Consider the following 12917-nt stretch of genomic DNA (forward strand, 5'->3'; position numbering starts at 1 on the left):
AGAAGATGCAGGCAGCGGAATGTAATAAGTGCAATAAAAAACTGAATAGCTGGGATAAACGTCTTTCAAAGGTATTCGCTTATAAATTTCCTGTATGTGAGGCGTGTATTGCGGCAGAGTACGATATGGAGAGAGAGGAGCTGCGTGAGCGGATGGAGCGTTTCTTTGACATGCGTCCATGCCAGGGAATATAGGATGGAGAAAGAAAAGAATTTATTGACGGAGGAATTGCTTCTGGCTGGCTATTCAGCGGAAAATTATCCGGCGTATGTACAGATACCTTCGGGTTCTTTCGGAACGGACGTATTGGAAAATCTGTACGGCGGTTTTGAATTCCGGCGTGATTATCTGGACAGGAACAGTTACCAGACCGGATGCGGGCTTTTTGCGAGGGCAGAGAGCTGTATCAGTGCTATGGGGTATATGGGGATTGACTGGTGCTTTGAGAATGATAACGCAGTCCTTAAATGCCCTTACCGCAAAACAGGGTGTGAAAAGAACCATCCTGCTTTAGCAGGCATGGAACCGGCGTTTTACTTTTGCGCCTGCCACATGACGGACCATTATGAATATGAAAACAGCGTGGAACGGATCATAAAAGAACAGGAGCAGAAAAAGGGACAAGCCTATGAAGCATTTGCGGCAGAACGGCAGGGCAGGATCTGCGAGCATCATATGTATTATGATGATGCCAAAAAGAAATGGGAGTTTCGTTATGATCCGGTAAAATGCGCAAAGGTTTGTATTGGAGGATTCTGTCCGGTACGTTCTCGGATGCTGGCAAGTGAAAAAGGGAATATCTTTTATGATGTCCGGGTATCCACAAAGAGAAAAGACGGCACTTTGTTTGATGGAGAGCCTATTGTGGGCGTGATCAAGGGTAAAAAATTTCTGAAGCGTCCGGTTTCTATGGATGTCTGCTGTGCGGCGGTTCCTAAATGCGGAGAAGAAATTTTCAAGAGGGAATGGTGGAATGGATATTCCATGCGGAAGCTATATGATCCGGATCTGGAGATTGCGATCATTAACATCCGGGCGGGACGAAAGGAAGGACGAGATCTGGAGCAGGATCTGGAAGACATCAAAAATGGAATCGCAATCGTGCACGAATCAGATCAGATAAAAGCGCAGAAAGAACGAAAGCAGGAACGGAAGCAAAAGCGGCTGGAGGCCCTGAAGCGGAAAATCAGGAAGAAAGGCTATGCGGGTTTAAATGATGCGGAGCGCCGCCTGGCAGATAAAAGAATAGGGGCAGAAGAAATCAAAGCGCTGGAGCAGGAAAGGAGGCAGGAGAAGAAGGAAGAACAGTTGTCCTTATCCATGTGGATGGAATTGTAAAAGGAAGAAATTTTTGCTGCTTTCTCGGCTTTCTTGACTTGTGGCTTAATTTAGGGTAAAATATAGGCACATAGAAAGGGGCGATTTTATGCAGATTATCCCAATGCGTGAATTGAAAAATACAGTGGAAGTAGAACGCCGCTGTGCAGAAGAAAACGGACCGGTTTATGTGACAAAAAATGGTTATGGACGTCTGGTGGTTATGGACATTGAATATTATGAGCGGACCATGCAGAAAATGGCGGAAGCGAAGACGCTCATGGAAGGTCTGGAGGATGTGAAAGCCGGACGGACGGTAGACGGAGAGAAGGCGGTCAGCGATATAAGGAGAAAGTATGGAATCTAAATGGGACTATCAGCTGACACGAAAAGCAGATGCCGATCTGGATGAGATTGTGGGTTATATCGCTGTGGAACTGGCAAATCCAAAAGCGGCGTCAGATTTTGTGGATAAATTGCAGGCGACGATTGAGGAGGCAAGGTCTTTCCCGGAAAGCGGCTCTCCCGTAGTTAATGAATACTTGCCAGAAACAGAAGTGAGGAAAAAAGTGGTAGGGAATTATATCATGTACTACCTGCCAGATTCTACGGAAAGAATGATTTTTGTCCTGCGGATTGTTTATGGCAGGCGCAACATGGATGAAATACTCAGGCAGATAAACAAATAACTCCTGTATAGGCGGTATCATCTGTTTTGATAAAGTTTTGGGTTCCGGAAGGAGGTTCCTTATGTCTGAAGGAAAATATTTTTTTAATGGAAAAGATATTACAATGAACATATGTATCCAGATCCGGGATGTGGTCGATATTATCCAGGAGCAGACAGGAATGAATTTTCCGGACGCAATGGTTGCATTTTACCATTCCAAAACATACAAGGCATTGCAGAATACGGAGAATACCCTGTGGGCAGAATCTGCTGGATATATCGCAGACCGTTATTTTGCGGAAGAGAAAGAAGAAAATCCTGCATCGTCATGAAAAATCGTTTGACGGACGGGAAATCTTGTGATACTGTTTAAATGTAATAATTTTGCATGGAAAACCCATGGAGTACAATGTTTTGTTCCGGTAAAGACCGGGAGATGAATTTGATTCAGTATGAACTGAATTTAAAATAGAAAGGCATCAAAAATCATGTTGGTATGGTTTTTGGTGCCTTTTTGCGTTGTACAAAGTGGAGCAGGGCGTGAGAAGGGAGGCGAAACAGTATGGAGGAAGAAGAACGGACACACATCTGCCAGCAGGAAATCCGGAGGCTGAGAAGCGTGGTACGGAGCATGGAAACAGATGAAAGAAGGTATGAGGATGAGCTGAGAAAGGAGATGGAAACAGAAAGCGATAAACAGCCAGGATTGAAGCGTGCGTTGGAAATCTGGGAGAAAATTCAGGATGGGGAATAAAAATCGGAGGATCTGTAGAAACAGGTCTTCTTTTATTTTAAGAAAGGATGGAAAAGGAATTGAAAAATTCGGATGTGCATGAAATGGATATTGCAATGACGGGAAAAGAGTATCTTCTTTATTTAAGAGCGCACCAGGAGCAGATGGAACACTACATTCTGGAGTGTGTTGAGAATGCAAAGGGGCATCGGTTGTCTGAGACGGAAATCTTGGAGTTGGTAGAGAAAAAATTCCGCTGTGAGCTGCCGGTGGATGATAAGGATCAGGTGATTTTAAAAGGCGTTCTGACGAACCTGTTGGACCGGTATGAGGTACAGGGATGTCTGATGCCGGTTTCTACCAAATATGGGCCGGGGTATCAGCTTGCCGGCAAAAAGAGAGAGGAAGCGGCTTAATGGCAGCAGGAAGGAGAAATAGTAAAATGGCAGCAGGAGAATTATCAGCGGCAGATATTCGTCACTTTTCCAGATGGCTGGGGCGTGACATAGATTATGCAAATACTTTCTGGGCATTCCGGCATTTTGCCAGACAGAATTATGCAAAAAGGGTGCAGATTCCCTATGTGGACGACGTCTGCTACGGACTTGAGGATAAGGACGGAGGATGCTTCTGCGAAATGATGATGGTATGGGAAAAGATTGACAATATAAGTGTTCCCCTTATCAGCTCTTTTTCAGAAAGCTTTGTGATTCTGACAAGTCCGATGCACAGAAAGGTAATGCAGCAGATTATGAGGCAGAAAAAGGAATACTTTACGCCGGAAGAGTTTTCGGAGACCCTGATTCGCTGCGGCTTCCGGGATATGTCTGATCGGAAATTGGAAATGGTATGAGGACAAAATAAAAGTATGGCACAAAAAGGGCATGGGTGGTAAAAATGGAAATTTTTCGCCTGTGCCTTTTTCTGCCAGGAAAGGATAATATGAGGAAAAAAGGATTGCTGGACATGAAAATGCCGGAAGCAACAGATGCAATGGTCCGGACGGCAAAAGAAGATCAGCCGGTTGAGAAACAGAACTACGGTCATTTGTTTTATGTCTACCAGTATGGAAGGTATCTTGCCGCAGAGGAAGAGAATGGGATATTGAAAGTTTCTCTTTTCCTTGCAGATTACCTGATGCTGGATGGCAGGAAGCCGGTATACAGCTTATTCATAGACCGGAAGGCGGATGAGTTTATTGGTTATAACCATTTAAAAAAATGCTGGACAAGCGCAATGATTGATCGGCTTAAATTCCTGCAGACAGCGTATTGCTCCGGGGTATATTGCGATGAAGCCACTACCAAATGCATACAAACCTATCTGGGAGTGGATCAGACAGCTTATGATGCGATTCTGACCTTCCAGACGGATCTCCGCAGGCGCCATGTTCTCCAGAGATATAAAAAGAAAACGAACCTGTGGGATGCAGTGATGAAAAAGGTTCCCAAATTGCCAAAACGCTGGGATTACTGGATAAAAAAGAAAGCACTTACGCAGAATTTCATTTTTTATGAGTATACCAGGAAAGGAGCCACGCAGGGGTACTGTACATGGTGTGAAAAGGATGTCCCGATAAGGAAGCCGAAGCATAACCAATGGGGAAAATGCAGCTGCTGTGGGCATAAAATCCAGTATAAAGCGGTAAAAAAGACGCAGAGTGTCACCACGAAGGAGGAAACAGGTTATCTCATCCAGAGATGCGGGGATGGGATTGTGGTGCGGGAGTTTATGGTACGGATGATGGTAAGAATGTCGTCTTACCGGAAACCGATGGTATTGTGGCGTGAAAGGCGGCGGTTTATATATGATTCTGAATGGAATTGTACCGAGTATTCCTATCAATATGACCGGACAGAGCAGAAAGAGCGCTGGCAGCAGGGAGAGTTGAAAACCATATGGGGTCCTGGCTATGTCGTATATGTCCCGAATGAGCGTGGTCGTGTTTTTACTGGAAACCTCATGCATTTAAAAAAGACAATCCTGGGCAGGAGCGGTTTCCCGGAGTATGCGAAACAGGCGGTTTTTACAGATCCCTGTGAGTATCTGGCGCGGCTTCGGAAGCAGCCGTTTTTGGAACAGGTGGTAAAAGCCGGTTTGATGCGTGTCGCAAAAGAGATGGTCGATAAAAATGAAAAATTGACCTATGTCCCAGCAAAGGAGCTTAGTAAAGCACTTTTGATTGATAATGCCAGATTAAAAAGGCTCCGGGATGCAGACGGTGGAATGTTATATCTGGAATGGCTGTGCCAGGAAAAGAAGCAGGGCCGGGTGATAGAGGAAGGGGTGATTCGATGGATGCAGGAAAAGGAACTCCATCCGACAGAACTTACTTTTATCAGTGACCGTATGAGTCCGGTACAGATAAAAAATTATCTGGAGAGGCAGTCTGCGGAAACGGGAGAAAAGGTGAAGGATCTGATTGCGACATGGACCGATTATCTGGTCATGGCAAAACGACTTGGACTTGACGTAACAGATCCTATCATATACCGGGCAAGGCAGCTTGTGCGCAGGCATGATGAACTGGTTCAGCGTCTTGGAAGCGCAGGGATGGTACACCGGGCAGAAGAACTGGAAAAGACATATCCAAAGCTTCCGGAAATCTGTATCCAGCTGAAAAAGTATGAGTATTCCAGCGGAAAGTATAAAATTATCGCACCGCAGAGAGTGGAAGATATTCTGATAGAGGGAGAGAAGCTACAGCACTGTATCAACAGGCAGGATCGCTATTTTGAGCGCATGAACAGCAGGGAATCCTACATTCTGTTTTTGCGGAAAACGGATAACGAGAAGGAACCTTTTTATACTCTGGAGGTGGAACCAAACGGAACGATACGGCAGAAAAGGACGCGGTATAACCGCCAGTTGGAGGATATAGAAAAAGCAGAAGGATTTCTGAAAAAGTGGCAGAAGCAGCTCCAGAAAAAACTTCGCATAGAGGACTTTGAGCTGGCAAAACGGAGCAGGGAGCTTCGCAACCAGGAAATGGAAGACCTGCGGAAAAATGAGGTGCGCGTACATGGAAACTTTGGAGGAAAGCTGCTTGCGGATCTGCTGGCTGAAGATTTGATGGAGGTTGCGGCGGAAGAAGTTCTGGCTGCGTAGAAAAAGTACGAAAAGGAGGATTATGAATTGAAAAAACGTGCGCGATTAAGGAAGGGTGAGTGATATGAGGAGAGATCATTGGCGATGGCTGGAGAAACATTTATCGGATGTAAATGCGGTTTTTGAAATTGACCTGTTGCTGGATACCCCGGAAGAACGGAAACATGCAGAGGCCTGCATTGATATTTACGATACGAAGGATGCGTTCAATGATGCTTTTGAAGGTTTGTATCAGAAAGGAAAATGTTTTTTCAAAATCCAGAACGACGAAGGCTATGCGGCGTATATTGCTGGAAAGTATGTGAGGTTTCTGGAACTGAACTATGACGAGATGTAGTATATAACTTCCTAAGATGTATCTGGCGGACACAGGGGCGTTAGCCCCTTAACGCCATATTTTTTGAAACTTTCAGGAATTATTACAGAGAAAAGATTTTTCACCGTTTTTCTTTATGTAGGCATTAAAAGGAAAACGCATGGCCCGGGTACTTTTAGTTGGCTGCGTGGGAAAGGAGAAGGATGGACAAGACAACGACAAAATATGAAAGAAGTGTCGGAACGGAAAAAGTAACTCGGGAAAATAGGGACGGCATAAGCCTGGGGAAAAACAGCATAGAAGAAATTTTAATGTATTTCAAAGAACATGGCTATGAAGGCTGGCAAGCCCGGAGTGTATGCAGGGAAATGGATGAGGCCAAGCGTACCTATACGGAACTGATAAAGAATCAGAAACATATGCCGGGGAAAAACCTGCTGGCAGAGGCAGTTGTAAAATACTATTTATTTCAGCTTGACCGGTTAAAAGGGGAACTTCCATATGATGCAATGGGATGCGATCAGATCGTGCCATTATCGGTGCTGAGGGAATTTCAGAAACCCTCGGCAGTGGAACGCATCATGGAACATACCGGGGGACAGGATGCATTTGGCGAAGAGGAGCTGCGGGAGGAAATTCAAAAATTTTCTACGGTGCATCTCGATCCGAGAGGGACTGTGCTGTATATGGATTTATTGGAAACTTGCAAAAGAGAGGAGGGATTGTAACGGAAAAAGAGATGGAAAAGAAGGTATACGGGGCGGATGAGATCAAACAGATTCTGGGGATCGGGCGAAGTAAAACCTATATGTTCCTGGATGAAGTGTACAGAAAAAAGAGCCCATTCAGAGTAATTAAGATCGGTAAGATTTACCGGGTTCCGAAGGAATCATTTGACAAATGGCTGGATGGAGAAGCGGAGGAATAAGAGGACTATGGCTACGAAATCAAAGAAATACCCGCACGCTTTTTTTGAAAGAAATTCCTGGCATTACAGGACGAAAGTCCTGCAGGAGGATTACAGTGTCAAGTATGGAAAGGTCGGAGGGTTCCAGACGGCTGAGGAAGCGGAGCAGGCATACAGGGCACATATGGAAGAATTTGAGCGGGCAAAAGAGATGCGTATGCTAAGCCAGGATAAAGAGATCACTTTAAAAAGCTACCTGCTTTATTGGTTTGAGAGTATTTATTCAGTGCGGATTAAGGGAACAACGAGGTATTTATCATCTTATGTTCTGGATACATTCTTGATGCCAAATATAGATGAAAAAATAGCCTTGAAATTTGTCAGTACCGATTACTTAGACCGATTGCTGATGCAGGCATCTCGTTATTGTGAATCTGCCGGGAATAAGAGCAGAGAACTGTTGTACACTGCGATGAAAGACGCAGTTGCTGTTCAATTATTGAAAAGCAATCCGGTGAAGGGAACACAGAAATATCCGAGAAAGAAGTCAAAAATAAGACTGCCAAGTAAGTCACAGATAAAAACGGTTCTGGAGGTTGAAAAAAACAGGAACTGGTTTTTAGAGATTATACTGGGATTGTATTGCGGACTTAGAAAAGGTGAAATTCTTGGATTAAAATTCTGCGATTTTGATATGGAAAGAAAAACGGTAACAATAGAACGGCAATTAGTGTCAGAAGTAGTGTTTGATGAAAAGGGACAGAAAACGAAAGAGTATAGCCTTTTGCTGAGGGAACCTAAAAGTGAGGCTGGTAACCGAACGTTGGAGATTCCGCCAATTATTTTTGTCGAACTTGAAAAAAGAAAGGAGAGGGTAGAAAAAAATAAGCAGAAATATAAAGAACAGTATGAGGATCATGACCTGATCAGCTGCCAGAAAAATGGAAAGCCGCATTATCTTAGCGCATTAAACAATGAACTGAATTATGTATGCCGGATTATGAAACTGCCGCATATCACAGTACATAGTTTGCGCCATATGTATGCCACGATTTTATTAGAAAGAGGAATTACATTAGCGAAAATTTCTTCCCTGTTAGGGCACAGTTCTATTAATACAACGTTTGACTTTTATGCGGACGTTATGGAAGAGGGGCAGAAAATTGTAGATTTGGTAAATGCGGAATTCTTACCGGAGGTAAATGCAGAGTAGGAGGATTGAAGGTGGATTTATCGAAACTTGATCTGAGACCGTATGTTGATTATAGAGTGGAAAACATTATGCCAATAAAGAAAAAATACGGTTTTAGGGTAACTGTGATTTACGAGGATCTATCGGAAAAGGAGTGCCAGCACTCAGGGTATGAAAAGAAAGCCGAGGCGGACAGGGCGCGAGACGCAGTGATCGCACAGCTTCATGAAGGGACCTATGTAGTTTATAAAGATATAAAGCTTTATGAATTGTTGGAATATTGGCTGGAAAATGTGATGAAAGTAAAGCCTGATTTCCGGGCAAACAGTTATACGACCTACAAGAATTGCATTTATAACCATATTATTCCGCAGATCGGGAACCTGAAGCTGGTAACACTAAACCAGGGGCATATTTTGAAATTCTTGAAAGGTTTGGCTGTAAAATATCCGTCAATGCCAAGAATAGCAAAACCTGTTTTAAACACTTCTTTAGAATATGCGGTATCCAAGAAACTGATGGTATTAAATCCGTGTGCGGAAATAAAACTTCCTGCTGAGAAAGAAAAAGCAGGATATCATACTCTTGTTATAAAAGAAAGCAAGACATTGACGTTGGAGCAGGTGAAAACACTTCTGGTTGCTTCCAAAGAATCCAAAATACATATGCAGCTGGTATTTGCCTTACTTATGGGGCTAAGACGTGGAGAAATTAATGGATTGAAATATTCAGATGTTGATTTTGAAAAGCATACATTGAGGATTGAAAGGCAGCTCGGGGAAGATCTGCATGCTGACAAAGAGAAACTGCCAGTCCATACGATCACCAAGCAGGAAGTACCGCCGAAAACACAATCCAGTTACCGAGAGATCCCGATTCCGGACTATGTATATCATGAAATACTGGAAGAACGGAAGATATATGAGAAGAACCGAAGCCGCAGGCAGCATGGAAAATGGATATTCCAGGATCTTGATTATATCTGCTGTTCCAGTTATGGAAGACCCCGAAGTAAACATTACCATTTTGTGCATTATAAAAAATTGCTGAAAGAATTGGGGTTGCCGGATATACGATTCCATGATCTGAGAGGGACATATGCTACCTTGTTGATGAAAAATAGTGTCAATCAGAAAGCAGTCGCAGAGGTCATGGGTCATGCAAATTCCATTATTACAGTGGATGTCTATACGGACAAAAAAGCAATCATTGAGGGGTGGTTGGAAGGAATGCAGCCGTTTATTGATGAGGTGCATCCATATGATGAACAGGATGTTGGGCTGCTGAAGAAAATGTTCGGGATGGATATTTCACTAAAGACAGCATCCGGCAGGAGCGAAGAAACAAAATAATCTAACAGAGCGGGAAATGTGTGTAAGAGAGATACATTTTCCGCTTTTTCTGTGTGTAAACGGATGTGCGATGAGAATGCGATGTGAATTTGTAAAATTGGGTTGTACTTTGTGGGTCTTGTGATAAAATAGAATTAGGTAATGAAAATGAGGGAGATAGTAGAAATCTGGTTATAGATGTTTTGAAAGGAGGCTGCGTTGAATGGCATATACGACAGTAGAAATCCAAGTCCCGGAAGCAATGAAGCCGTATGTGGCGGATAGAACGGAAGAGGCTACATTGGAAAGAAATGCGTTGCTGTTATATCCGTATATATTGAAAAGGACAATTTCTCATGGCAGAGCCGCTGAAATCTTAGGAATCCATAAACTGGATTTGATAGACTTATATGGACAGATGGGGTTCTGTTATTTTGACCAGACGGAAGAAGAACTGGATAAAGATCTACAAACATTTCAGGAACTCGGACTGAGCGGAGGAACCATATGATTGTTGTTGCAGATACTACGCCGATCATTTCTTTGCTGAAGGTGGGACACTTGGATCTGTTGGAAAAATATTTTGGAGCAGTACAGATTCCAAGGGCTGTTTTCGATGAATTAACATCGAATCCCAGGTTTCTGGAGGAGGCGGAACAGGTTAGAGACTGCCCGTTCATCCATATTGTGAAGGTAGATGATAGGAAGACCGTAAGTTTACTGCGGCGCGCGACAGGACTGGATTTAGGAGAAAGCGAAGCGATTGTTTTAACAGATGACTTGCAGGCGGATCTACTGCTGATGGATGAGGCAAAAGGCAGACAAGTAGCTGAACAGATGGGAATAAAAATCATGGGAACGATAGGTTTACTGATGGCGTCCTACCAAAGCGGTACAATAGAGGCGGATGAGATACGGAAATGTGTTGAAATTCTAAGGAACTCCGGACGGCATATTGGAGAGAGGTATCTTCAAATGCTATTGTCGAGGATCAAAAGTGAAAAATGAGGAAAGCTCAGGCAGCAATGCCTGAGCCTTTTCATGCTACAGTCTCGGACGGACAGAAAATAGAACATATGTTCAAAATGATATTGATTTATAGGAGGATTTATGGTAGCATGATATAGTAAAAACAGAGACATATGGAAAGCATAATTATACCGTTTTATGCATTTAGGGATGGGCAGTGCTGTTTCGTGCTGCGGTGTCAGAAAAATGCGTTTAGGTGACCTAATTCGTGCAATAGGGCAAAATAAGCCTAAAAGCAAACATATGATCGGGAAAAACGATTGGAAATTGCACGAATTTACTGGTTGATAGTAATCATAGTAAGGAGAGATTTTGCTATGGACAGATTTGAATTAGTATCAGAATACGCCCCCACCGGCGACCAGCCGCAGGCGATAGAAGCCCTTGTAAAAGGCTTCCAGGAAGGCAACCAATGCCAGACTTTACTGGGGGTTACGGGTTCCGGCAAGACCTTCACGATGGCGAATGTTATCGCCCAGTTAAACAAGCCAACCTTGATTTTGGCGCATAATAAGACGTTGGCGGCACAGCTCTATGGGGAGTTTAAAGAGTACTTTCCGAATAATGCGGTGGAGTATTTTGTCTCCTACTACGATTATTACCAGCCGGAGGCCTATGTGCCCTCGTCTGACACGTATATCGCGAAGGATTCGGCGGTAAATGATGAGATCGATAAGCTGCGTCTGTCTGCCACGGCTTCGCTGGTGGAGCGGCGGGATGTGGTGATCATTTCCAGCGTATCCTGCATCTATGGTCTGGGAGAACCGGAGAATTTTGAAAAGATGATGGTATCGCTGCGTCCGGGTATGGAGAAGGATCGCGACGAGGTGATCCGGCAGCTGATCGACATCCAGTATGACCGCAGTGAGATGGATTTCCACCGCGGCACCTTCCGGGTGCATGGCGATGTGCTGGAGATTTTTCCGGCGAGCGCCGGAGATTACGCTTTTCGTGTGGAGTTTTTTGGAGATGAGATCGACCGGATTACACAGATTGATGTGCTGACGGGTGAGATAAAGAGCAGAATGGAACATATTGCCGTTTTCCCGGCGTCGCATTATGTGGTGCCGCCGGATCGGATACGACAGGCAGCGGCGGATATCGAGGAAGAGCTGGCGGAGCGCGTGGCGTACTTTAAGAGCGAGGACAAGCTGCTTGAGGCGCAGCGCATTGCGGAGCGGACAAATTTTGACATTGAGATGATGAAGGAGACGGGCTTTTGCTCCGGTATAGAGAATTATTCGCGGCATCTGGCGGGACTGAAGCCGGGAGCGCCGCCGCACACGCTGCTTGATTACTTCCCGGATGATTTTCTGATGATCATTGACGAGTCACATAAAACGATTCCGCAGATCCGGGCGATGTATTCCGGGGATCAGTCGCGCAAGACGACGCTGGTGGACTACGGCTTCCGCCTGCCGTCCGCGAAGGACAACCGCCCCTTGAATTTTGAGGAATTTGAAAGTAAAATAGATCAGATTATGTTTGTCTCGGCGACACCGGGAGAATATGAGGAAGCACACGAGCAGCTGCGCGCCGAGCAGATCATCCGTCCGACCGGGCTGCTTGATCCGAGGGTGGATGTCCGCCCGGTGGAGGGGCAGATCGATGACCTTGTAGGTGAGGTAAACAAAGAGGTCGCAAAGAAAAATAAAGTGCTGATCACTACACTTACGAAGCGGATGGCGGAGGATCTCACGGAATATATGCGGGACATCGGCATCCGTGTGCGGTATCTGCATTCTGATATCGATACATTGGAGCGCACGGAGATCATCCGCGATATGCGTCTGGATGTGTTTGATGTGCTGGTGGGCATTAATCTGCTGCGAGAAGGCCTCGACATTCCGGAAATCACGCTGGTAGCGATCCTGGATGCAGATAAAGAGGGCTTTCTTCGTTCTGCAACTTCTCTGATACAGACGATCGGGCGCGCCGCGCGAAACGCGGAAGGACACGTGATCATGTACGCCGATGTGATGACGGATTCCATGAAAATTGCGATTGAAGAGACGGAGCGCCGCCGCCGGGTGCAGGACGCTTACAATCAGAAGCACGGCATCACGCCGCAGACGATCCAGAAGTCTGTGCGCGACCTCATCAGCATTTCGAAGGAAGTGGCGAAGGAGGAGAAGAAGCTGGCGGTCGATCCGGAATCTATGAGCAAAAAGGAACTGGAGAAGCTGATCGCAGAGGTGCAGAAGAAGATGAAGAAGGCAGCCGCGGAGCTGAATTTCGAGGCGGCGGCAGAGCTGCGTGATCAGATGATAAATCTGAAGCAGCACCTGCAGGACGCATAAATCGCAGCATCATT

The 12917-nt window shown here is 45.0% G+C and carries 17 protein-coding genes; all 17 read left to right on the top strand.

All coding sequences use genetic code 11. From position 1 onward, the window contains the following. Nucleotides 1–5: 5 nt before the first annotated feature. The 17 genes from ACLU9Q_RS13795 to uvrB all read left to right on the top strand — a co-directional run bounded on the left by ACLU9Q_RS13795 (nt 6) and on the right by uvrB (nt 12903). The gene (locus ACLU9Q_RS13795) at nt 6–194 is read left to right on the top strand and encodes a hypothetical protein (RefSeq protein ID WP_412625470.1); all 189 of its coding nucleotides are present in this window, start codon (nt 6–8) and stop codon (nt 192–194) included. A gap of 1 nt (nt 195) precedes the next feature. Next, a complete protein-coding gene (locus tag ACLU9Q_RS13800; RefSeq protein WP_412625471.1) occupies nt 196–1338 on the top strand; it encodes a sarcolemmal membrane-associated protein in 1143 nt (380 codons plus the stop codon). An 88-nt stretch (nt 1339–1426) separates the two neighbouring features. Further along, nucleotides 1427–1684: a type II toxin-antitoxin system Phd/YefM family antitoxin gene (locus ACLU9Q_RS13805; protein ID WP_412625472.1), complete on the top strand. Its 258-nt coding sequence runs from the start codon at nt 1427–1429 to the stop codon at nt 1682–1684. After that, entirely contained in the window at nt 1674–2006 is a 333-nt protein-coding gene (locus ACLU9Q_RS13810; RefSeq protein WP_412625473.1) for a type II toxin-antitoxin system RelE/ParE family toxin, read from the top strand. The genes ACLU9Q_RS13805 and ACLU9Q_RS13810 overlap by 11 nt, the downstream gene beginning before the upstream one ends. 61 nt (nt 2007–2067) lie before the next feature. Continuing rightward, the gene (locus ACLU9Q_RS13815; RefSeq protein WP_412625474.1) at nt 2068–2319 is read left to right on the top strand and encodes a hypothetical protein; all 252 of its coding nucleotides are present in this window, start codon (nt 2068–2070) and stop codon (nt 2317–2319) included. Between the two features lie 230 nt (nt 2320–2549). Next, nucleotides 2550–2741 (top strand): hypothetical protein, encoded by a 192-nt coding sequence (locus tag ACLU9Q_RS13820; RefSeq protein ID WP_412625475.1) that lies wholly within the window; start codon nt 2550–2552, stop codon nt 2739–2741. 59 nt (nt 2742–2800) lie between these two features. Next, a complete protein-coding gene (locus tag ACLU9Q_RS13825) occupies nt 2801–3136 on the top strand; it encodes a hypothetical protein (protein ID WP_412625476.1) in 336 nt (111 codons plus the stop codon). 26 nt (nt 3137–3162) lie between these two features. Beyond that, on the top strand, nt 3163–3573 hold the full coding sequence (locus ACLU9Q_RS13830) for a hypothetical protein (RefSeq protein ID WP_412625477.1): 411 nt from the start codon (nt 3163–3165) through the stop codon (nt 3571–3573). A gap of 89 nt (nt 3574–3662) precedes the next feature. Next, entirely contained in the window at nt 3663–5828 is a 2166-nt protein-coding gene (locus ACLU9Q_RS13835) for a PcfJ domain-containing protein (protein ID WP_412625478.1), read from the top strand. A gap of 64 nt (nt 5829–5892) precedes the next feature. Next, nucleotides 5893–6165 (top strand): hypothetical protein, encoded by a 273-nt coding sequence (locus ACLU9Q_RS13840; RefSeq protein WP_412625480.1) that lies wholly within the window; start codon nt 5893–5895, stop codon nt 6163–6165. A gap of 182 nt (nt 6166–6347) precedes the next feature. Further along, on the top strand, nt 6348–6872 hold the full coding sequence (locus tag ACLU9Q_RS13845) for a hypothetical protein (RefSeq protein WP_412625481.1): 525 nt from the start codon (nt 6348–6350) through the stop codon (nt 6870–6872). 11 nt (nt 6873–6883) lie between these two features. After that, the gene (locus tag ACLU9Q_RS13850; protein WP_412625482.1) at nt 6884–7072 is read left to right on the top strand and encodes a DNA-binding protein; all 189 of its coding nucleotides are present in this window, start codon (nt 6884–6886) and stop codon (nt 7070–7072) included. Nucleotides 7073–7235: 163 nt separating this feature from the next. Beyond that, nucleotides 7236–8264 carry a tyrosine-type recombinase/integrase gene (locus ACLU9Q_RS13855; RefSeq protein WP_412625483.1) on the top strand — a complete coding sequence of 343 codons (1029 nt, stop codon included), beginning with the start codon at nt 7236–7238 and terminating at the stop codon, nt 8262–8264. 68 nt (nt 8265–8332) lie between these two features. Continuing rightward, complete coding sequence (locus ACLU9Q_RS13860; protein ID WP_412625511.1) at nt 8333–9595, top strand: tyrosine-type recombinase/integrase; 1263 nt, start codon at nt 8333–8335, stop codon at nt 9593–9595. A 202-nt stretch (nt 9596–9797) separates the two neighbouring features. Next, entirely contained in the window at nt 9798–10085 is a 288-nt protein-coding gene (locus ACLU9Q_RS13865; protein ID WP_412625484.1) for a UPF0175 family protein, read from the top strand. Continuing rightward, nucleotides 10082–10582: a DUF3368 domain-containing protein gene (locus ACLU9Q_RS13870; RefSeq protein WP_412625485.1), complete on the top strand. Its 501-nt coding sequence runs from the start codon at nt 10082–10084 to the stop codon at nt 10580–10582. Before ACLU9Q_RS13865 ends, ACLU9Q_RS13870 begins: the two co-directional genes overlap by 4 nt. 338 nt (nt 10583–10920) lie before the next feature. Further along, on the top strand, nt 10921–12903 hold the full coding sequence (uvrB, locus tag ACLU9Q_RS13875; RefSeq protein WP_412625486.1) for an excinuclease ABC subunit UvrB: 1983 nt from the start codon (nt 10921–10923) through the stop codon (nt 12901–12903). The last annotated feature ends 14 nt before the right edge of the window (nt 12904–12917 follow it).

It is taken from the genome of Marvinbryantia sp. (assembly GCF_047017445.1).
Classification (GTDB): Bacteria; Bacillota; Clostridia; order Lachnospirales; family Lachnospiraceae; genus Marvinbryantia.